This window comes from Marinomonas sp. MED121 (assembly GCF_000153025.1).
Lineage (GTDB): Bacteria > Pseudomonadota > Gammaproteobacteria > Pseudomonadales > Marinomonadaceae > Marinomonas.
The window spans coordinates 1,531,703-1,552,356 of record NZ_CH672429.1; the positions used below are offsets into that span (position 1 = coordinate 1,531,703).

Consider the following 20,654-nt stretch of genomic DNA (forward strand, 5'->3'; position numbering starts at 1 on the left):
CTCTAACTGCCCCTATCAAGCCTGAACAAGACCCGTCGAAGATAGGTGGCTAGTGACTGAATCGCTAACTAAATATTCAGCTAAAAGAACACTTAATTAGTGGTTCAATTTAAAATTAGCAAATATTTTATTTTTAAGACAATTAGTTATCTTAAATATTAAAAAATAAGGGAGGCACTTCAGCCTCCCTTAAACTTAACTACTGACGCGCTGTTTTAATGTTAGTCCAAGCACGAGTTAATAAGCGATCGAACTTAACTGAGTGTGCTTTTTGGGTGAAAAGCTTCTCTTTAATGTCATCCGTTGGATAGATGGAAGGGTCGTTCTTTACCTCTTCTAATAAATAAGGCTCCACCTTATTATTAGGGACGGCATAAAAAGCATAGTTAGAGACACCAGCTGCATTTTCTGGTTGCAGGATAAAATCAATAAACTTATGAGCGGCTTCTTTATGTGGTGCATCCGCTGGAATCGCCATCAAATCAAACCATACTAAGGAACCTTCCTTTGGGATGATATAGCTAATATTGATACCTTGACCTGCTTCAATCGCACGGCTTTGAGACTGCAGCACATCACCGTTATAACCCATGGAAACACAAAGCTCACCATTGGCTAGGTCAGAAATATATTGTGAAGAAGAGAATTTCGTAAAGCTTTCACGTGAGGCAGAAATTAGCTTAGTTGCTTTTTTAAGGTCAGACTTTTTCTCAGAGTTAGGATCAAGACCGAGATAGTTAAGTGCAACCGACATCACTTCCGCTGGGGAGTCTAAAACACTGACACCACAGTCAGACAATTTTGCAGCTATCGCAGGATCAAAGACCAGATCCCAACTATTGACAGGCATATCACCCAAACGCGCCTTAACCATATCAACATTGTAACCAAGGCCAATGGTACCCCAAGTGTAAGGCACATTATGCTTGTTGCCAGCATCGTGCAAAGCCACTTTGCTTGCCATTTCAGCATCTAGATTACCAATATTTTGAAGTTGGCTACGATCAATTTCAGCATAAACACCCGCTAATGCTTGGCGCTCCAAAAAAGATCCTGTCGGCATCACCACATCATACCCAGTTGAGCCCGACATCAACTTAGCTTCAAGCACTTCGTTAGAATCGTACACATCATAGTTAATTTTGATGCCGGTTTGAGTTTCAAATTTTTCTAGAATGGCAGGGTCAATATAATCAGACCAGTTATAGATGTTAACAACAGCCTCTTCGGCAAGGGTAATTGGTGCGGCAAGGGTAAGCGCTAGAGCGGCTGCTAGGCCAAGTTTTTTGTGATGCATGTTAATTTCTCCAATTATTGTAGCCTTAGCTACACACTGTATTTGATGATTTAAAAGCAACAATGAGGCCAGAGCAGAAAACTTTCGCTTTCTTTTTTCTAGCTCATCTAAACACCAATTATTTTTATTATTAGGCAAGAAGAGTATTCACTTACGCCTCTTCTTAGACACAATTTGTATCTTGTATTAAATTTACGCCAGCCCTTTTTATATCTATATACCCCTTTAAGGGTATTTTGAAAAAACCTTTTAATTCAACGCCTTAATAAGTTAAAACTGTTTTTAAATGAAGATTTTATAAATACCCTAGGTAAGATTCATACTCAATATCTGAAATCTGTTCATGTAGTTTCCTCTGTTCCTGACGCTTAGCAGCAGTGAAAACACGGACAAACTCTTCACCCAAATACTCTCTTAATACATCGCTTTTAAAGAAGCTCTCGGTGGCATCGTCCCATTTATTGGGCAAAACTAGGGCAGGGTTAACTTCGGTATAGGCATCACCTGTAATCGGCGAAGGTGGCATCAACTTATTCTCGATCCCATAAAGCGCTCCAGCAAGAATGGTCGCCAGCACAAGATAAGGGTTAGCATCCGCACCTGACACCCTGTGTTCAATTCGACGGGCCACATTGGGACTATCAGGAATACGAATCGCCACGGTACGGTTTTCATATCCCCAGCTGGCACAGGTTGGTGCATGGGCACCGACCATAAAGCGACGATATGAATTCATATGGGGCGCAAACGCAAGCATGCTATCTGCCATGGTATGCATCAACCCTGCAACAGCATGTTTAAGGACATCCGTACCTTCTTCACCACCATTATCAAACACATTATCACCGGCTTCATTTAACAGGCTGAAATGCACATGAAAGCCATTACCACTCTTCTTGGCATAAGGTTTCGCCATAAAGGTAGCAAGATGGCCATGTTTACGTGCAAGACCTTTGACAAGACGCTTAAACATAATCGCCTGATCACCTGCTAGCATAGGGTTATCAACATGCTCTAAGTTAATCTCAAACTGACCAGGGCCAAGTTCAGAAATAATGGTGTCAGCAGGCACACCTTGCTCTTCGCAAACTTTTCGTACTTCTGCAAAGAAAGCGGATAAACCATCCATTTCATCAATAGAATAACAGTCAGTTTCGATCAAACGACGACCGTGCCCCTCAACTAAAACCGGTGGCTGTGGGCGCTGGGTTTCTTCAGATTTTGCATCCATCAAATAGAATTCAAGCTCAGTCGCAACCACAGGGGTCAAACCCAGCGCTTTAAACTTATCAACCACACCTGCTAATACCTGTCTTGGATCAGCGCCAAAAGGCGTTCCGTCTGGATTAAACATGGTAGCCAGTATTTGTGCGCGCGGGGATTCTGCCCAAGAGACAGGGACAGGCTCATCGTGTACTGGCATACAAATACCATCACTATCACCGGTTTCAAATACCAAACCATTGTCCAGTACATCATCGCCCCAAAAATCAAAACCGATCACAGAACGAGGTAATTTAACCCCCTCTTCCATCACTTTATTGATTGAGTTGGCAGGCATGCGCTTACCACGTAAGTTACCGTTTAAATCAGTAATAAACAGATCGAATTCTTTTTCGCTATGAACAGGCATTTTAGATTCTCTCTAATAATCTTTGTCGCAGCATGAGTGCGAAACTTTATGTCATTTTGTAATGTTATAATTCACACTACTACTTTCGTGATCACAAATACACTCAGCAATGGCTTTTATGTAATATTGGTCATCTTCTGTTATTTTTTCAAAATAAAGATTCAACCAATAAGATGATCGCTTTAGAATATGATGAAATTTAGCCAGAAATATAAAAACTATGGATAAGAAATCACCGATAAAATTTACCTTAACTGAACGAGATGAAAGTGTAACTATCTCTAAATGGGTATATGAAACATTACGCCATGCCGTCATGAATGGGCAGATCTTACCGGGACGAGCACTTACCATAAGAGAGTTAGCAGGTATATTAGGGGTTAGCCCTATGCCGGTACGTGAAGCACTACGCCAGCTTGCAACAGAAAATGCATTAGAGATAAAAGATAATCGTCGGGTCATGGTGCCTAATATGACAGCGATGAAATTCACTGAGCTTTGCGAAGCCAGAATGGCACTTGAATCCCATGCGGCTTCTCGCGCCTTACCCTATATAGACAGCCCTAAATTAAAGACGTTGAGAGAGTTAGACCGACTCATTGATGCGGCCCAAGAAGAAGGCGACTTAGAAAGGATCAACCTCTTAAACCAAGACTTCCACCGTGCGCTTTACACTGCTAACCCCCATCAAATCAGCATGCCACTCATTGAAAGTCTTTGGTTACAGCTTGGCCCATTTTTGAGTTTAGCTAGCCGTCACCTTAAAGAGCACTATGTGATAGACCGTCATGACGAAGCCATGAAAGCCATAGAGAACAAAGATGCCCTTGCATTACAGCTCGCCATCAATGCCGATATTCGCGAAGGCATAGCCTTTGTTTCTACCCCAGAAAGGCTGCACCACTTTATCGAAGAATGCGCCTATGCAGGCCGTAATTAATCACTCTTTTACGGCTTTATTTCTCTTCTAAAATCAATTTTAAACCCTTTTTTTATTCCCCTTTCTCTCTCGTTAGCCAATAGTTGAAATACAAGAGACGCATTCAGTTTTTCAATATTTTTGTTTGACTTTTAAATTTTGTGATCACAAAATGAAGCCATATTAGATTAAATATCCATCAAATTTCATCCAATAACAGAATAAAACAGCGACAACCTTTGCGTGGCTTTGCCCGAGGAGTAAGTGATGCTAGACCAGAACAACACAGTGACTTTTAGCAGACAAGATGTGCAGGAAATGGATGCCACACACCATCTTCACCCCTTTACCAATAGCCAAGCACTCAATGACAAAGGCGCTCGTGTTATCGATAAAGCCCAAGGCATTTATGTGTGGGATCAAGATGGCAATAAGATGCTAGATGGCATGGCTGGGCTTTGGTGCGTCAATATGGGTTATGGTCGCCAAGAGTTAGTGGATGCTGCCACTAAACAAATGCAGCAACTGCCTTTTTACAATACTTTCTTCCAAACGACCCACTTACCTGTTGCGAAACTGGCGAAAGAAATTGCCAGCATTACACCTGAAGGCTTGGATCACATCTTTTTTGCCAACTCTGGTTCAGAAGCGATCGATACCATTTTACGCCTAGTAAGACACCATTGGGTGCTAAAAGAGCAACCAGAAAAAAGCATTATCATCAGCCGTGAAAATGCCTATCACGGCAGTACACTCGCTGGCACGAGTTTAGGCGGCATGAGTGGCATGCATAAACAAGGTGCGCCTTTAGTACCTGATATCGAACGTATTTGCCAACCTTACTGGTATGGCGAAGCGGGCGATATGGCACCTGATGAGTTTGGCCTTGTCTGTGCTCAAGCACTAGAAGAAAAGATTCTTACCCTTGGTGCCCATCGTGTTGCCGCCTTTATTGCTGAGCCTATTCAAGGGGCTGGCGGTGTCATAGTACCACCAGCAAGTTACTGGCCTGAGATTCAAAGAATTTGCCAAAAGTACGATATTTTATTGGCAGTCGATGAAGTTATCTGTGGTTTTGGCCGCACTGGCGGTTGGTTTGGTAGCGATACCTTTAATATCAAACCAGACATTATCTCCATGGCAAAAGGCCTGTCTTCTGGCTATCTGCCGATTGCGGCTGTGGCAGTAGGAAAGCGCATCAGCCAAACACTGCTCGCCCATGATGATGACTTTAACCATGGTTATACTTATTCCGGCCACCCTGTCGCTGCGGCTGTGGCACTCGAAAACATCCGTCTGATGAAGCAAGAAAACATAGTGCAATATGTGAAAGATGACATAGGCCCTTACTTTCAAAAACAACTTAGAAGCGTGTTAGAAAATCACCCACTTGTTGGCCATATTGAAGGGGTTGGACTCGTTGCAGGTATTGCCCTAGTAAAAAATAAAGACAGTAAAACCTTCTTTGGCGATGAACTGGATGTAGGCTTAATTTGCCGTGATCACTGCTTTGAAAATGGCTTAATTATGCGTGCTGTGGATAGCCGAATGGTACTGTCACCACCCCTTGTCATTAGCCATGAAGAAGTCGACGAGTTATGCGAAAAAGCCCGCCACTGCTTTAATCTCACCTTGGCCGATGTCAGAGATAAATAAACTCAAACAAGAATTACAGGGCGTAATTCTAATGAAAGTCGTTATAGTAAAAGGAGGACTAGACGGCTCATGCATTAATAAAATGAGAAAACTGCCATGCAAAATAGATACGCTCAAGACAATGATTCACTTCATAAGGATCTTGCCACACTCATTGACCATATCCGCCTGCGCAGTTTTCCTAAAGCCCTAGCCGACTTTTTAGAGACCCAATGCCACTTTAACAGCGCCCTCATGGTGACCTATAAAAAGTCTTTTAAACCCATTATGCTCTTCCCTACTGACCCAGCTCAGCAAAGCCCAACCCTGCACCAATATATTAATAAAGCCTTTATCTTGGACCCGCTTTTCAACAAGATACAAAGTGGCGCAAATGAAGGTGTGAGTCGATTGGCCGAAATCGCCCCAGACTCCTTTGATCAAACAGAGTATTACCAAACCTGTTATAAGAATTTTGACCTAGTGGATGAGGTCAACCTCATCATACATCTGGACGAGAAAGTCACCTTTGCTATCTCCCTAAATCGCAAGACCAGCCTTGGCACAATCACACGTAATGAGATGCACCATCTACAAGATATCTTCCCTGTTATTGCCTCCCTAGTGAGACAATTCTGGTTATCTCAATCCCATGAATATGTGCAGTACGAAAAGTCCGACAGCGTTATGAAACAGGCCCTTAGCAGCTTTGGCCGAGGCATACTCACAAAACGCGAGCAAGAGATCTCAGGCCTTATATTACAAGGCCATTCATCGAAAGTGATCGCTAACCAACTAAATATTAGTTTAGGCACGGTTAAGGTACATAGGAAGAATATACATACTCGACTCGATACCTCGACGCAGTCGGAGATCTTTACCCTCTTCCTAGCACACTTGAACGAGCTCGACTCTCATTGATTTGGATTAAAACGTCTGATCATCGATCATGCTGCGTTAAACTTTTCCTCAAAATGCTCACCTTGGAGGATAAAACGCCTGATCATTGGCCATACTTCGTTAAGCTGCTTCTCAAAATGCTCACTTATAACTATAAGCTCACATTTTTCGTCACAGCTTGCCTTGTCTGACCTTCGCTCAGATTGTTTTTAAAACCACCGTGGAAAAGAACAAAGAATACCTTCTCAAAAATCATTCATAAGAAATAACAAGCTTTTCAGCCCTTTCAATACAACTAGTGTGATTCCACCAAAAAGCGTCGTAAGCGTAGATGAGGCAAGGTTTGATGAAAAGAAACGGCAACAAAAAAGCGGACTTGGCTAAAAAAAAGTGCGAGATAAGTGAGCATTTTGAGTTGGCTTTTAACAATATACTTTTCTTACAGAGAACCGAACTCAACAGCTTTTCAGCCAAACATACGCACCTCAAGCAGATAGTCTATTAAAACTCTAGTTCTTGCTGGTACCTGTTTGCGGGACGGATAAACTAAGGTAAAAACAGCACTAAAAGCACTCACACCTAATCCAATCGGCACAAGCAGCCCCGCCTTACATTCATCCTTCACTGTCACAGGTAACAAGGTGCTAATACCATGACCGGCTAAGGTCAAACTTTGGGCAACTAAAGGCGAGTTAGTTAGTTGATAGTATGCCGGATTGATATGAACAGGCTTGCCTTGATAAATCAGGCTTTGCTCGCCGTTTTGGCTCATTTGACTTATCACCACCCACTTATGTTGGGCAAGTTCACCTAAGGTTTTAGGCCTGCCATGTTCTTTCAGATAAGCAGGGCTTGCATATAAGGCGGAGCGCTCTTCATACATGACACGGCCAATCAAGGAGTCGTCATTAGGCAGGCCGATTCGGATCGCAATGTCGATTTGCTCAGCAATCAAATCCAGCTTCTGATCCGAAATAATCAGGTCCACTTGTACTTTAGGATAGCGTCGCTGAAATTCATTCAACACAGGGATCAAATGCTTAATCGCAATATCATGGGTAGTACTAATCGCCACGCGGCCGCTTGGCTCCGCGGGGGAGGCGACAGCTTCTATCTCATGGATAAGCTCAGGCAAGATTTTCGCCTTGGCATACACCTTTTCCCCTTCTGAGGTTAAAGCCAGTTGGCGTGTTGACCTATGTAATAAGCGCATACCAGCAGCGGCTTCTAACTGAGCAACTTGTTCGCTCACTCTAGATCGACTGGAGTTAAGCTTACGAGCGGCTGCAGCAAAGCTGCCTGCTTCTACGACTGTGACAAAGATCGCCATATGCTTAAGATGTGAAAAATCAATTGTACTCAAAACCCGAACACTCCATTAAGTTTTAGCTATCTATTCGATACAAAGATTATTCCCCATACTTTGCTTCATTACTAGGGCAGAGCAAATTCTGCTCTGTCTAAAACAACTTACCAAAACGATTTATTCAAACTCTTTATTAGATAGGCGGAGAAAATTATGATTGCTGTAACAGGTGCAAACGGACAACTAGGCCAGTTGGTCATTACTGAACTACTTAAGCGTATTTCTGCGGATCAAGTGATTGCATTAGTGCGAAGCCCAGAAAAAGCAGAGGCACTCAAAGCACAAGGGGTTCAGGTACGTAAAGCGGATTATAACCAAGCTGCTACGCTAGCAACTGCGTTACAAGGCGTAGACAAGCTATTATTGATTTCTGGTAGTGAAATAGGCCAAAGAGCGCCGCAACACCAAGCGGTTATTGATGCCGCGAAAGAAGCGCAAGTGAGCTTTCTTGCTTACACCAGCCTGCTAAAAGCCGACACATCAAAAATGATTTTAGCCCAAGAACACAGGGTCACAGAGCAAGCAATTAAAGACTCAGGTATCCCTGCGACTGTCTTGCGTAATGGCTGGTACAACGAGAACTACACAGGCAACCTTGCGGCGGTACTAGAACACAAAGCCGTTGTGGGTGCCGGTGGTGAAGGGAAAATAGCCCCTGCTGCTCGCCTTGATTATGCCGAAGCCGCTGCCGTTGTACTCACCGACTCTCAGGCTCATATTGGCAAAGTATATGAACTAGCAGGTGATCAAGCCTTTACCCAAGCAGACTACGCCGCTGAGATAGCTAAGCAGACAGGCCAAGCCATTGTTTATCAAGGTTTAAGCGAAGCGGACTATACCGCTATGTTAGTAGAAATTGGGTTACCTGAAGGCTTTGCAGCGGTATTGGCAGACTCTGATGCGCTAATGCTAGAAGGTGCTTTGTTCGACGATAGCCACACTCTAAGCCAGCTAATTGGCCGTCCAACCACCATGATTCAGGAGTCGATTAAAGCCGCTCTTTAAAGGCTTTTAAGCGCTTTATCCTAAAAAAACGCCACGCTTTTGGGTAAAAAAGCGTGGCGTAAACCTAACGGAAATTCATTAGGATGCTTAACCTAAATTTAAATAAACTTGTTCTCTACTATCTCGCTTTCCCATTGTTTAATAATGTCCCTTGGGCGAGTTGATCCATAGAGGGCTTCTTCTTGGCCTGTTCGATAGGCCCATAATTGATTACCAAAATCATAATGCCACCATTCACTAGGCAGGTTAGTAAACCCCACCTCTAACATGGCGTGATAAAGGATACGTCGATTTTCTTTTGCCCTGCTTTTATCACTTTTTTCAGTTTCAAGGGCATCAGTCCAAGAGCGTTCATTGGCCTCATCAAAGTGAGTGCCCATCTCTAAAAAACGCCCCATTTCATCACATAGAGTCACATCTACTGAGCCTCCCGTAAGGTGAGGACTAGGCGATTTAACATCTGCACTGGGTGGTGAAACCAGCCGCTTTGCTTTTTCATGCAAATGGCTTTCAGAGTGATCTGGGAAACTCTTCTTCAGAATATTAATCAGGGTGTCATACAAGTACTGCTGTACCGAATAAGGACGCCAGCCATCTAGCACCACTATCTTGATATTCGATGGAATAAGCTTGGTTGCCTGATGCAACTTTTCAAATACCCCTTCTCGCACAAAGCATTCTGGCATGGCGGTGGCTATGCCCATTTTTGCGTAAAAAGGATAAGTCACGAGTTGATCCGATGTGCTTAAAGGGATTAAGTCTTCTCCAGTATCAAGTATCGGAATCTCTTTATAAAGCTCCCAAGAAAACTCTGAGGTACTCGGGATTGGCGTCTCTATTAAATGCTTCATATCAGTTAAAAACACCTGGTAAGAACAAGGTTAAGCTAGGCAAAGATATCACCAGAATTTGGGCACAGATTGCCACTAACACAAAGGGCCAAATACTCTTAAACATCTCCAGAATATCTAGCTTACTGACCGCTGCGGCCACAAAAACACAGGCTCCCATAGGTGGCGTGATCAGGGCGATTGTAATATTCACGGTTATCACGACACCAAAATGAATCGGGTCGATACCCGAGGCAATTGCCACAGGAAAGAAGACAGGTGTCAGCAGCATGAGCGCTGAAACCTCTTCCATCAACATGCCAATAAAGAAAGTCATCAAACTAATAATGAGCAACACGGTGGTGGGGTTTTCTTTAAAAGGCGCTAATAAAAGCGCTAACTCTGAAGGTAACTGAGCATAGGCTAATAACCAACTCACCACAGAGGATGCCGCAATAATGACAAAGATACTGCCAGTTAAAATCGCGGTATCTGCGATCGCCTCACCAATCTTATTAATGGATAGACTACGGTTTAACAAGCCTAACAAAAGTGCATAGGCAACAATCAGTGCACCGGATTCAGTCGGTGTTACAAACCCAAATACGATACTGGCAACTATAATAAAAGGCGCCAGCAAAGCCGGGGCAGAATACCAAAGCGCAATTAAGACGCCTTTCAGACTGGATCTATCTGTTTGGCTTTTAAGACCCACCTTTCTCACATAGAGATAGTTCATCACAATGAAGGCGCCGCCTAACAATAGGCCTGGAATCACACCCGCTAAAAACAAATCCCCTACGGATGTATTGGTTAATGACGCATAGAGAATCATGAAAATACTAGGCGGAATGATAGGCCCAATTAAGGAACTAGCAGCGGTTAACCCTGCCGCATAACTGGTGGCATAACCTTCTTTTTTCATGGCAGGCACTAACAAAGAACCTAAGGCAGAAGTATCAGCCACTGCTGAGCCATTTACGCCAGCAAAGAAGACACTGGAAACCACATTCACATAGCCTAGACCACCACGTAAATGCCCAACCAAAGAATTAGCCAAGCGGATGAGCTGAGAAGTTAAGCCTGAAGAATTCATCAGGTTACCCGCCAATATAAAGAGCGGGATCGCCATGAGCGCAAAAGAGTCTATACCACCAAAAAATTGCTGTGGCACCATGCGATACGCAAGGGAAAAATCAATAAAATAAAAGCCAACTAACGAGGCGAGAATCAGGCAAATATAAAGCGGAATACCCAGCAGGATATTAATTAAAAAGGTAATAATAATGGCGGTTAACATGCCTCATCCTCTTTTTTCTTAGTTGGAAAAGGTCCTTGTAATAACACCATTAAAAATAAAGCGGCAAAACCAATCGGCATACTCAGAAGAGGCAAGGTTTTACTGACGCCTAAGCCCATACTGGTAAAACGTCCCATGGATAAGGAGTACTTAGTGCTAATAAAGGTAAAGAATAAGGCGACCGCTAACACGACAAACCACTGATAATATTTAATCAAACGACGGGTAAAATCATTGACCATTTCTTCCAGAAAGGACACCTTCATATGCCTTGCGTCCACATAGGCACAGGACATAATCAGCATTACACTGGCAATAATGGCGTACCTTGACAGCTCATCCGACCAGATAGGGGCAGAGTTCAAAATATAGCGGGTAAACACGCTGTAGAGTATCAGCAGCACATTTAAAGCGAGTATCGTCTTGGATAAAGACATTAACAGGCGATAAATACCTGATCGGATAATATCTAAGGTCATAACAGCCTCAAAGGCGCCGAAGCGCCTAACCAAATAAATTACTGATTAAAACCAACATCTTTTAGAGCAAGATCAACCCACTTCTGGTCTATGCCCTCGTCTTTCAACCATTGAAAGTAAGACGGCTGGCCAACTTGGCGAAACTCTTCGAGTTCAGCTGCGGTTGGTCTATAAACCTGCATGCCCTTTTCTTCTAGGTAAGCAATACGCTCATTTACCTTGCTTTCGACTGACTTACGGTTCATGTCGTTAGCTTCTTTTACCGCTTCCAATAAAGCCGCTTTTTCAGAAGCAGACAAACTATTTAGAAGCTCATCATTACCCACCAAGAACTGATCAGAATACTGAATGTTAGCCAGCGTTAGATATTTTTGTACTTCGTATAAACTACCCAAAATGATGTACATAGGTGGGTTCATTTGCCCATCAGCAACCCCCATTTTTAACCCCATATAAACATCAGTCCATGGAATCGGCGTACCGGATGCACCAAATGCGTTGTATAGTGCAACTTGGCTTTTATCCATGGCACGAAACCTAAGACCATCAAAGTCTTTAGGGGATTTAATTGGTTTTTTGTTATTAGTAAAAGCCAGTAATCCACCTTCTTCGACTACAGCCAAAAGGTGTCCACCTGTACGAGCATAGAAGTCTTTTTCAACCGCTTTCCAATAGTCACCCTTATCAAAAAATTCGCGTGCTTTATCAAAGTCGCTGAACATAAAAGGAATCGCACTCACAAAAATCTCAGGGAACAAAGGTGAGATGCCACCGAAAGAAGCAATATTTAAGCTAGGGATATTTAACACCTGCTCCATTCGCTGCTCTTCATTTCCTAACATGCTGTTTGGGTAAAGTTTTAGCTCTAACTCACCTTGTGTTTTTTCTGACACTAAGGTTTTCAAGTTTTCAGCAAAAAGGTGTACCGCATTTTTATTCGCATCTGGCGCGCCGTTGTAACTCAAATTGATTGTTTGAGCGTTCACAGCAAGAGATAAGGTTGAAAGTGCGGCACCTAAAGCTAGGGATTTGAAGACGCTAGTTGCACCAAACACTTTTTTTATAATCGTCATTTTAGATTCCTCTAAGCATTTTTATCAGTTTGATATTTCTGTGTATTTTTGATCATTTTGTAGCCCACCTTTTACAAACTAAACTTGAGCTGTTGACACCACAAGCCCCAAACTGTTGCATTTTAAGCAACGCACAAAAACTAAAATTAGAAGCGACAGCGCACAAAGTATTTTTAGTATTAGGCATTAGGTATTAGGTATCAGACAAAAAACGCATCGTTTCAGACAAGTGATCAAGCAAGGCTTGGGCAGCAAGTGTCAGCTCTCGGCCCTCTAGGCTCAGCACGCAAACCTTGGCTTTTGCAAAAACAGGGTTATCAATAGGCACAACCTCTATCTTGCCTTGCTCTATCTCTTCCCAAATCGTCAGTCTTGGCATAAAGGAAATGCCTAGGCCAGACATGACATAATTTTTCAGGGCAGAAACAGAGTTAGTCCGTAAGCTTGGCGTTAATTTAAAGTGATTCAATTCTTCTGCCAAGGTGACTAAGCGGCCCATTCCCGTAGATTTATCAATCAAAGCAATGGGGTATTTTACCACTGACTTAAAGGTGACTGGGCCTGTTAACTGAGTCAGTTCATGGCCTGGTGGCACGATTAACTCTAACGGATGTTGAGTTTCTAAATGGCAATGTAATTTAGGATGGTTCGCAGAGGCATAGGTTAAAGCGAAATCAATATGCTCTTCTTCGAGTAAGCTAACCGCATCCTGTGCGCCAGCCATTTCCACAGTGAGCTGGATATTCTTATGTTTCTTTAAGAAGGATTGCAGTGGAGAAGAGATTAAATCCCCTATGATCCCCTCGCCCACAGCAATTCTCACCTCGCCCGAGCGCAGATTAAGCATGTCATCTAAGCGGGACAAGGTGGCTTGTTCACTGGCACACATCTTTCGATAATATTGCAGAAGCTCTTCGCCCGCTGGGGTAATAGGATTACGACTATTGGTTCTATCCCAAAGAGGAAGCAATAAACTCTCTTCCAATTGAGAGAGTAAACGGCTCACGGCAGACGGGTTTACATTAAGCCTAGCGGCCGCTTTTCTAAGAGTTTTATAACGCGCGATGGCATTGAGATACTCAAGTGCACGAGGCGGAAGTTTATGCATAAATCACCTTAGAAACTAAAAACTGAGCCGAATTAGAGAGAGGAGTTTAGATCGAACTATAACCTAAAGAGAACTAAATTCGATTGAATTTAATATTCTATGGACAGCTTAACAGCACATTCGCTGAGTAAATATGAACCTAACCTTAGTTATTAGTGCGTTTCTAAACGGCTTTCTTGTCGAAAGTTTTTAGGCGTTTTCTCAAAGGCTAATTTAAACTTTTTAGCAAAATAAGCAGGGCAACTAAAGCCTGTGTCGTAGGCGACCTTGGTGATGGCCTTATTACTTTCCACCAGCATTTGTGCGGCAATTCTTAAACGGTAATTGAGCAGATAATTATTGGGCGTCGTTTTTAACCCGTTACGAAACAAGCGATAGCACTCACTTTCACTAATGTTTGCGGCAAGGCTAATGTCAGCCACACTGATATGAGTCCCGTGGTTGTCATGGATATAATTAAGCAGGGCATGTAAGCGCTTTTCATTGGTACTGGGCACTTGAGCGTTAGACAAAATATCAGGTTTATTCTCGCCAAAAAGGTGCCAGAATTTCATCAAAGCCATGGTCATCACAAACTCATAATCATCACTTTCATTTTGCCAAACCACAAAAGCCGCTTTTAGCTCGTCTATGACAGTTTGATGCCAAGTAAGCTCAGGTGAGAATTTATAACTTAGCAATTGTTTGTTGTTTAGCACAGGTAACACATGCTTTTTATAGATACGGCTAAAGCTCTGGCCACCTATCATTTGAGGGTTAAAAACCGCATTGAGGATACGACAATCACCAGGGCCGTTATTGGTCAACTTATGCAGTGCCCCCGCATTCACAAAGATCATCTCACCGGCAGTAAGGATCTCACTCTTACCTATGCACTCCACCTTGGTACTGCCTTCAACCACTAGCACTATTTCAACTTCATCATGCCAATGCCAAGGCACTTCTCCGCCAAAGAATTTAGAAAACCACTCATCATAAGAAGCGCAAGGAAAGTCACTCGCTCCATGGGAGGTAAGCTCTCTACCGCTCTCATCTGTTTCAATTTTATAAATTTGCATACTTATGCCATCAAGTTGAGTACAACTAAATTTGGAAGGATTGTTATATTTTAGAATAGCATTTACATATTTTTTTAATAGTACTGGCAGTATTGTTATTCCAATTCATTAATTTAATGCTCTTGCTATAAGGCAAGGCGCTTAACGGAAACAAACGCCATGCTCATTTTACTTGTGATTATTTATTTAGCCTTTATTAGCTTGGGAATCCCTGATGCGGTACTTGGCTCGTCTTGGCCCATCATGAGTCAAAACCTCAATGCGAGTCTTGAATTTGCAGGTGTCGTTTCCCTAGTGATCAGCTTAGGCACTGTCATTTCAAGCCTAATAACAGCCAAGCTTATTAATCAATTTGGAATCGGTAAGGTGGTTGCTTTTAGCGTGCTATTAACAGCAAGCGCCCTACTGGGCTTTAGCATGGCGAACTTTGCTTTAGCTTTAATGCTACTAGCCATTCCCTTAGGCATAGGCGCTGGCGCAGTGGATGCGGCATTAAACAATTATGTGGCGCAAAACTACGAATCTAAGCATATGAATTATCTACACTCTTTCTGGGGTGTCGGGGCTACGGCAGGCCCGCTCATTATGGCGAACTACCTCATGCTAAATGAAGGCTGGCGACAAGGTTATATGACCATTGCCCTAATTCAATTTGCCTTGGTCATCATACTCTTTGCAAGCTTGCCTCTTTGGAAAAAGGCTATCACGGCGAAACAAAAAGAAACCGATTCTACCCCTTATATTTCTAATAAAAAGGCTCTTGGTATTTTTGGGGTCAAGATTCAGCTCATCATGTTCTTCTGCTACTGCGCCCTTGAGGTTGGCACAGGTCTCTGGGCTGCCAGTTATTTAAGTATCGAAAAAGGCTTTAGCCCAGAAGATGCTGCCTTTTGGACCGCTGTCTTCTACCTAGGCATCACATCTGGTCGTTTTTTATGTGGCCTTATCTCAGGAAAAGTCTCAGGAAAAGTTTCGGGAAAAGTCTCAGAAAAAGTTGCTGCAACAGGCTCAGAAAAGCCAATACATAAACTCAATGAAGAAGGCCTTATTCGCCTTGGTGTCATCACCATTATTTTAGGTGTGCTAGTACTGATCTCGCCACTTCCTAGTGCGCTTTCCCCCTTTGGATTGATGTTGATAGGGTTGGGCTGCGCACCAATTTATCCAAATACCATACACCTGACACCAAAGCGCTTTAGTGCCTCTGCGTCACAAGCAGTCATAGGTTTATCTATGGCCTGCGCATACATAGGCACAACCTTGGTTCCCCCCTTCATTGGGGGTTTAGTGTCTTATTTCTCCTTCGCCTTATACCCTGTTCTCTTATTAATTTTGGCACTTGGTTTGCTTGTAACAACAGAGAAGCTCAGGGGATTTAGCCAAGAGAAAAAACATAACGGAGTATTAGGAGAGGCCTAATGAAGCAGACAGACAATGGGATTAAAAAGCGCGCTTTAATTGCCACTAATGAGCGCAGACAAAAGATTCTTTTCTTAGTCGAAATAGAAGGCGAGGTGTCCTCGCATCAATTAAGTCAGCGCTTTAAGATCTCTGAAAAGGCCATAGTGCGAGATCTCACTACCCTAGAAGAAGCAAATTTATTACGCCAAACGAGCGATGGCGCAAGGTGTAGAGAATAAGAGCATGAGGCGACTTAAAGGTTAATGGTAAACCAAACTTAGAAGGCTCTACTAAAGCAAAGCCTAAACTTATTTTTTAAAAAGCGTAATCACATCATGCTCTAACAAAGACTCCATCACCACAAAGGTCACATACTTACAGTCTGGATGAGTCTCTAATAAACCATCTATCGTACTGGCAATGTATTCCACCGAACTTGCCACAATTTTCACAATAATATCATCTTGACCTGCAAGGCGAATACATTCGGTAATTTCAGGAATCTGCTTTAACGAATCCACCACGGATTTAAACTTGGTTTGGTTCACAGACACAGTCAAATAGGCAGAAATAGGATAACCCAAGGGCTTTAAATTAATGTTAGCGCTGTAGCCTGTGATGATATTGGCCTCTTCCAAACGCTTTACCCTTTCTGCAACCGCAGGCCTTGAAAGCGACACCTTTTCACTTAATTCAGAAAAAGACATTCGGCCGTCCTTTTGCAGCTCACTTAAGATCTTCCAATCAAGGGCATCCGGCTCTTTTTTAAAATGGTAAGTCATATTTAGGTTTCACCTTCACTTTGTCGGTAAATCACAGATTAAAACAGCAATGCGTCATGTAAGGCATCAAACCCTCAAACTATACTTTAATCAAGCTTTGAAGACGCCAAGAAATGATAACAAGGTCTTACTAAAAGCCAAAACGAAACGCCATAAAAGACTTACTTTTCAAGGAGTAAGTAAACAAATAAGCGAAGAACAAGAAAGGCCTTCAAACCCACTTATTGATGAATTAAAAAGGTGAAAGACAATGACAACAGCGCCAAAGACGACCCTTGATGTCACATTCGCAAGACAGCAGTTTCCTTTTTTCCAACTAGAGAATCCAAGCATCCAAGGCTTTTTTGACAATGCCGCAGGGACTTTTACCACGAAAGATGTGATAGAGAGATTGAACTACTTTTACCTAAACAATAAGGTGCAGCCTTATTCTAATAATCCCATTGGCAAGGCCGCTGGCGAACAAATGGATGCGGGTCGTAAAGCCATTGCCGACCTTCTCGGCCTAGATGAAGACACCATCACTATCGGTGCCTCTTCGACCCAAAATTTTAATACTCTAAGCCAAGCCTGCGCCGGATTTATTCATCAAGGGGATGAGATAATCGTCACCCAGCAAGATCACGAATCTAACATTGGCGGTTGGGAGAGATTAGCCAAAGCGAAAAATATCAGCCTTAAACTTTGGCCTGTCGATCCAGCAACAGGAGAGCTTGAATTAGAGGTGTTCAAGCGCTTGCTCAGCCCCAAAACCAAGCTGGTTAGCGTGACCCACTCGTCCAATATTATTGGCACTGAAAATCCTATCAATGAGATTGCAGACCTAGCTCACAAAGTGGGCGCCAAAGTCGTTGTTGATGGGGTGTCTTTTGCCCCTCATACCTGGCCAGACATCCCCTCTTACAAGGTCGATGCCTACTGTTTTAGTACCTATAAAACCTTCGGCACTCACCATGGCGTCATGTATATTGCACCTGATTTTATGCCACTACTGACTCCCCAGTGTCACTTTTTTAACGAGCAAACCAAAAATTGGCGTTTACTCGATTCAGCAGGCCCTGATCATGGCTCGATTGCTGCCCTTGCTGGCTTAGAAAGTTTCTTCTCAAGCATGCACCAACATCACTTTGGTCACGCAATAGAGCAAGATAAAAATAGCTATGAAAAAGCGCAAGATATGGCCAAACTCATGCAAGCCCATGAAGACAAACTGGGGACTATTTTTTTAGAGGCCATCAAAGGTTTACCCGTTAAGCTGTTAGGTAAAAAGACCATGCAAGGGCGAGAAGCAAACTTTGCGCTTGAGATTCTAGAGCATTGCCCTACCAGTATCACAGCCTATTTGGGAGAGGCTGGTATTGCCGTTTCTAACAGCCATTTTTATGCTTATCGTTTACTTGAAGCCATGGGAATTAAAGACCTAAGCAAAGGTATTATTCGTATCAGCATGGCGCACTACAATAGGGTTGAAGAAGTCGAGAAATTGATTAGTTTGTTACAGGAGTACTTTGCTAAGCACTAGTAGGTTTTTGTTTGTTTCATGCGTTTAAACGAGGCTAATTTGCGTTGAAACGAGCCTAATATGCATTTAAACAAATGTTAGTAGCCAGCCGCCTAGTTAGGTGGCTGGCTACTAACAAAAGGAAGATTAGCTCAAATCAGAAATTTCTTTATTAATGATTTCTTGCATTTTTTCTTCGTTCTCTATCAGTTCATTATTCTCTGCCATCAGAGATTTCACTAACCCAATCGACATGGCAATAATGACAAAGGTAAAAGGCAATGCTCCTGCAATAGAGGCTGCTTGAAGCGCTTTTAATGCTTCTTTACCACCCAATAATAGGATCACCAATGTCACCGCACCTAGCATGCATCCCCAAATGATACGCTGCTGTATTGGCGGCCTTTTACCAAAGGCTAACAGACGACCCAGAACCAAGGTACCAGAGTCAGCAGAGGTCACAAAGAAGACAACCACAACGACTAAAGCGGCGATTTTAGCAATAGTCGCAACCACACCAGGGCTAATCACATCAAAGGCAGTATAGAGGGTTCCGGCGTAATCCCAGTTATTCACAGCGGTGTTGTAAATGCTCATATCTGCGCTATAAAGCGACTCATAAATGCCTGCTGAGCCAATAACACCAAACCAAACAGTGGACACTAGGGTAGGAATAATCATGACCCCAAGTACAAATTCACGCACCGTTCTACCACGAGAAATGCGCGCGATAAACATACCAACAAAAGCCGCCCAGGCAATCCACCAACCCCAATAGAAGATGGTCCAACCGCCCTGCCATGTTCGCTCATCGTCACTGCGAGCTGTCCATAGGGACATGTGTACGGCACTAGAGATGTATTCGCCAAGGCCAGTTAAGGTACTTGCGATTAAATAGTTCGCATTACTCGCAATTAAGAAAAACGCGAGAATAATCAAACAGATCCAGCTATTTAGTTCAGATAGCAGCTTGATACCCTTCGCCACCCCCGTGGTTGCCGAAAAGGTTGCTATCACAGTAATAAGGACAATAGAAATAATGGTGACTGTTTGAGATTTTTCTGCCAGAACACCTAATGACACTAGCCCTGCACCGATTTGTTCAACCCCTAGACCAAGCGTCGTAGCAATACCAAAAATGGTACCAAATACCGCTAATATATCGACAGCGTGTCCTATTAGTCCGTAAATTTTATCGCCGATTAAAGGATAAAGTGCTGAACGCATGGATAAAGGCAAACCCTTTCTAAAAGAGAAATAAGCTAGCGATAAACCAACCACTGCGTACATGGCCCAAGCAACCGCACCCCAGTGAAATACGGTGAGTTTTAAGCCACCTGCAGCCGCTTCAGCAACAAGGTCATTGGGAATAGGAAAGCCTTCATCGCCTGGCAGTAAACCTGCATTTAATGCCGCTTGTTTAGCTTCAAAGAAGGCGGCCACAGCACCCTTCACTTCAGAGCTAACAAAAGGGTTACCACCACTCCAGCCACTGGCAAAGTGGATAAGGGGTTCTGACATTGAGAAGAAAAGCATGCCGGCGCCGGTACCACACCCAAACAGCATGGAGAACCAAGCAAAATTTGAAAATTCAGGACGTTCATCATCTCGCCCTAAACGAATTCTTCCTGCTTTAGAAAATAAAACAAACATACAAACCAGAAAGGCCAACATCATTATCGCAATGTAATACCAACCTAAGGTTTGCTCAATCCAAGTTTTGATCCCAAAAAAATGTTCACTTGCGGTTTTGCCAAGCAATATCGTGTAAATAATAAAAACTGAAACCATCACGATTGCCGTGATGCCGAGTGTCGAATTTATCCCTTTTAGCATCCCTCTTTTTTCAATGAGCTTATCAAGCTCCTTGTCACTATACATATATTCACCTTTTTCATTGCTTTTTTGTAATCTGTGTCACAGCCGCTACGTTATCTAATGAAAAGTGATGAAAAATATTTACCACTAATTAAGTATTAAGAAGCTAATTTCTTGTGCTGCTTTTCTGATTATATTTGCACCGATTTGACGCAAATTTCTAACCGTCGATTATGAGTGGGTTGATATAGTAATTTTCGATTAACCATTTACATGCAAAGATACCTCTAAGATTGGATGAATAAAGCTCATAAGTTAGACGAAGGGTCTAACTTATTGACGCTTAAGCCGAAAAAAACTCAGCTATCATTAGAAAATATCTGATCATTCAACAGAAATATAACGAAATGTTTCTATAGTTATGATCGCAATCAATGATTGTTAATTACATTTACTGTATTACAAACCCATAGCTCCCACACTCAAAGTTTCATTACCGCACCCTTTTCATAGTCTCTTTTCATAGCTTCTTTTCTAGTCTCGACTCTT

Annotated in this window: 18 protein-coding genes; 7 read left to right on the forward strand and 11 right to left on the reverse strand. The window is 42.8% G+C overall.

All coding sequences use genetic code 11. The annotated features are described in order from the left end of the window. Window positions 1–199: 199 nt before the first annotated feature. Together MED121_RS06955 and MED121_RS06960 are read right to left on the reverse strand one after the other, a co-directional pair. Window positions 200–1,297 (reverse strand): polyamine ABC transporter substrate-binding protein, encoded by a 1,098-nt coding sequence (locus tag MED121_RS06955; RefSeq protein ID WP_036179572.1) that lies wholly within the window; start codon window positions 1,295–1,297, stop codon window positions 200–202. Window positions 1,298–1,592: 295 nt separating this feature from the next. Then, the gene (locus MED121_RS06960; protein WP_009832942.1) at window positions 1,593–2,930 is read right to left on the reverse strand and encodes a glutamine synthetase family protein; all 1,338 of its coding nucleotides are present in this window, start codon (window positions 2,928–2,930) and stop codon (window positions 1,593–1,595) included. Window positions 2,931–3,150: 220 nt separating this feature from the next. Between MED121_RS06960 and MED121_RS06965 the strand changes: the two genes are divergently transcribed. The 3 genes from MED121_RS06965 to MED121_RS06975 all read left to right on the forward strand — a co-directional run bounded on the left by MED121_RS06965 (window position 3,151) and on the right by MED121_RS06975 (window position 6,405). After that, window positions 3,151–3,870: a GntR family transcriptional regulator gene (locus tag MED121_RS06965; RefSeq protein WP_009832943.1), complete on the forward strand. Its 720-nt coding sequence runs from the start codon at window positions 3,151–3,153 to the stop codon at window positions 3,868–3,870. 246 nt (window positions 3,871–4,116) lie between these two features. Further along, window positions 4,117–5,505, forward strand: a complete 1,389-nt coding sequence (locus MED121_RS06970) for an aspartate aminotransferase family protein (RefSeq protein ID WP_009832944.1) — start codon at window positions 4,117–4,119, stop codon at window positions 5,503–5,505. Between the two features lie 96 nt (window positions 5,506–5,601). Then, complete coding sequence (locus MED121_RS06975; RefSeq protein WP_009832945.1) at window positions 5,602–6,405, forward strand: LuxR C-terminal-related transcriptional regulator; 804 nt, start codon at window positions 5,602–5,604, stop codon at window positions 6,403–6,405. A 445-nt stretch (window positions 6,406–6,850) separates the two neighbouring features. Here MED121_RS06975 and MED121_RS06980 read toward each other — a convergent pair whose 3' ends face one another. Next, window positions 6,851–7,747 (reverse strand): LysR family transcriptional regulator, encoded by an 897-nt coding sequence (locus MED121_RS06980; protein WP_036178905.1) that lies wholly within the window; start codon window positions 7,745–7,747, stop codon window positions 6,851–6,853. 156 nt (window positions 7,748–7,903) lie between these two features. Between MED121_RS06980 and MED121_RS06985 the strand changes: the two genes are divergently transcribed. Next, complete coding sequence (locus MED121_RS06985; RefSeq protein WP_009832947.1) at window positions 7,904–8,755, forward strand: SDR family oxidoreductase; 852 nt, start codon at window positions 7,904–7,906, stop codon at window positions 8,753–8,755. 98 nt (window positions 8,756–8,853) lie between these two features. Here MED121_RS06985 and MED121_RS06990 read toward each other — a convergent pair whose 3' ends face one another. The 6 genes from MED121_RS06990 to MED121_RS07015 form a co-directional block, all read right to left on the reverse strand. Further along, the gene (locus MED121_RS06990; RefSeq protein WP_036178908.1) at window positions 8,854–9,606 is read right to left on the reverse strand and encodes a M15 family metallopeptidase; all 753 of its coding nucleotides are present in this window, start codon (window positions 9,604–9,606) and stop codon (window positions 8,854–8,856) included. Window position 9,607: 1 nt separating this feature from the next. Continuing rightward, entirely contained in the window at window positions 9,608–10,885 is a 1,278-nt protein-coding gene (locus MED121_RS06995; RefSeq protein WP_009832949.1) for a TRAP transporter large permease, read from the reverse strand. Beyond that, window positions 10,879–11,364: a TRAP transporter small permease gene (locus tag MED121_RS07000; RefSeq protein WP_009832950.1), complete on the reverse strand. Its 486-nt coding sequence runs from the start codon at window positions 11,362–11,364 to the stop codon at window positions 10,879–10,881. Before MED121_RS07000 ends, MED121_RS06995 begins: the two co-directional genes overlap by 7 nt. Before the next feature lie 38 nt (window positions 11,365–11,402). Then, window positions 11,403–12,437 carry a TRAP transporter substrate-binding protein DctP gene (gene dctP, locus MED121_RS07005; RefSeq protein ID WP_009832951.1) on the reverse strand — a complete coding sequence of 345 codons (1,035 nt, stop codon included), beginning with the start codon at window positions 12,435–12,437 and terminating at the stop codon, window positions 11,403–11,405. Between the two features lie 193 nt (window positions 12,438–12,630). Continuing rightward, complete coding sequence (locus MED121_RS07010; RefSeq protein ID WP_009832952.1) at window positions 12,631–13,545, reverse strand: LysR substrate-binding domain-containing protein; 915 nt, start codon at window positions 13,543–13,545, stop codon at window positions 12,631–12,633. Between the two features lie 152 nt (window positions 13,546–13,697). Then, a complete protein-coding gene (locus tag MED121_RS07015; RefSeq protein WP_009832953.1) occupies window positions 13,698–14,603 on the reverse strand; it encodes an AraC family transcriptional regulator in 906 nt (301 codons plus the stop codon). A 159-nt stretch (window positions 14,604–14,762) separates the two neighbouring features. Here MED121_RS07015 and MED121_RS07020 point away from each other — a divergent pair, with 159 nt between their 5' ends. Both MED121_RS07020 and MED121_RS07025 read left to right on the forward strand, forming a co-directional pair. Then, entirely contained in the window at window positions 14,763–16,022 is a 1,260-nt protein-coding gene (locus MED121_RS07020; RefSeq protein WP_009832954.1) for an MFS transporter, read from the forward strand. After that, complete coding sequence (locus MED121_RS07025) at window positions 16,022–16,243, forward strand: DeoR family transcriptional regulator (RefSeq protein WP_009832955.1); 222 nt, start codon at window positions 16,022–16,024, stop codon at window positions 16,241–16,243. The genes MED121_RS07020 and MED121_RS07025 overlap by 1 nt, the downstream gene beginning before the upstream one ends. A gap of 69 nt (window positions 16,244–16,312) precedes the next feature. Here MED121_RS07025 and MED121_RS07030 read toward each other — a convergent pair whose 3' ends face one another. Further along, window positions 16,313–16,786, reverse strand: a complete 474-nt coding sequence (locus MED121_RS07030; RefSeq protein ID WP_009832956.1) for an Lrp/AsnC family transcriptional regulator — start codon at window positions 16,784–16,786, stop codon at window positions 16,313–16,315. Window positions 16,787–17,036: 250 nt separating this feature from the next. On the opposite strand from MED121_RS07030, the gene MED121_RS07040 reads away from it, so the two are divergent. Next, complete coding sequence (locus MED121_RS07040) at window positions 17,037–18,308, forward strand: aminotransferase class V-fold PLP-dependent enzyme (RefSeq protein ID WP_009832958.1); 1,272 nt, start codon at window positions 17,037–17,039, stop codon at window positions 18,306–18,308. Between the two features lie 126 nt (window positions 18,309–18,434). Here MED121_RS07040 and MED121_RS07045 read toward each other — a convergent pair whose 3' ends face one another. Next, window positions 18,435–20,168, reverse strand: coding sequence for a BCCT family transporter (locus MED121_RS07045; RefSeq protein WP_009832959.1), 1,734 nt, complete (start codon window positions 20,166–20,168; stop codon window positions 18,435–18,437). Window positions 20,169–20,654: the final 486 nt, after the last annotated feature.

Coding starts and splice junctions, on each gene's coding strand:
- MED121_RS06955 (WP_036179572.1), bottom strand. CDS start 1,297: ATGCATCACAAAAAACTTGGCCTAGCAGCCGCTCTAGCGCTTACCCTT.
- MED121_RS06960 (WP_009832942.1), bottom strand. CDS start 2,930: ATGCCTGTTCATAGCGAAAAAGAATTCGATCTGTTTATTACTGATTTA.
- MED121_RS06965 (WP_009832943.1), top strand. CDS start 3,151: ATGGATAAGAAATCACCGATAAAATTTACCTTAACTGAACGAGATGAA.
- MED121_RS06970 (WP_009832944.1), top strand. CDS start 4,117: ATGCTAGACCAGAACAACACAGTGACTTTTAGCAGACAAGATGTGCAG.
- MED121_RS06975 (WP_009832945.1), top strand. CDS start 5,602: ATGCAAAATAGATACGCTCAAGACAATGATTCACTTCATAAGGATCTT.
- MED121_RS06985 (WP_009832947.1), top strand. CDS start 7,904: ATGATTGCTGTAACAGGTGCAAACGGACAACTAGGCCAGTTGGTCATT.
- MED121_RS06990 (WP_036178908.1), bottom strand. CDS start 9,606: ATGAAGCATTTAATAGAGACGCCAATCCCGAGTACCTCAGAGTTTTCT.
- MED121_RS06995 (WP_009832949.1), bottom strand. CDS start 10,885: ATGTTAACCGCCATTATTATTACCTTTTTAATTAATATCCTGCTGGGT.
- MED121_RS07000 (WP_009832950.1), bottom strand. CDS start 11,364: ATGACCTTAGATATTATCCGATCAGGTATTTATCGCCTGTTAATGTCT.
- dctP (WP_009832951.1), bottom strand. CDS start 12,437: ATGACGATTATAAAAAAAGTGTTTGGTGCAACTAGCGTCTTCAAATCC.
- MED121_RS07010 (WP_009832952.1), bottom strand. CDS start 13,545: ATGCATAAACTTCCGCCTCGTGCACTTGAGTATCTCAATGCCATCGCG.
- MED121_RS07015 (WP_009832953.1), bottom strand. CDS start 14,603: ATGCAAATTTATAAAATTGAAACAGATGAGAGCGGTAGAGAGCTTACC.
- MED121_RS07020 (WP_009832954.1), top strand. CDS start 14,763: ATGCTCATTTTACTTGTGATTATTTATTTAGCCTTTATTAGCTTGGGA.
- MED121_RS07025 (WP_009832955.1), top strand. CDS start 16,022: ATGAAGCAGACAGACAATGGGATTAAAAAGCGCGCTTTAATTGCCACT.
- MED121_RS07030 (WP_009832956.1), bottom strand. CDS start 16,786: ATGACTTACCATTTTAAAAAAGAGCCGGATGCCCTTGATTGGAAGATC.
- MED121_RS07040 (WP_009832958.1), top strand. CDS start 17,037: ATGACAACAGCGCCAAAGACGACCCTTGATGTCACATTCGCAAGACAG.
- MED121_RS07045 (WP_009832959.1), bottom strand. CDS start 20,168: ATGTATAGTGACAAGGAGCTTGATAAGCTCATTGAAAAAAGAGGGATG.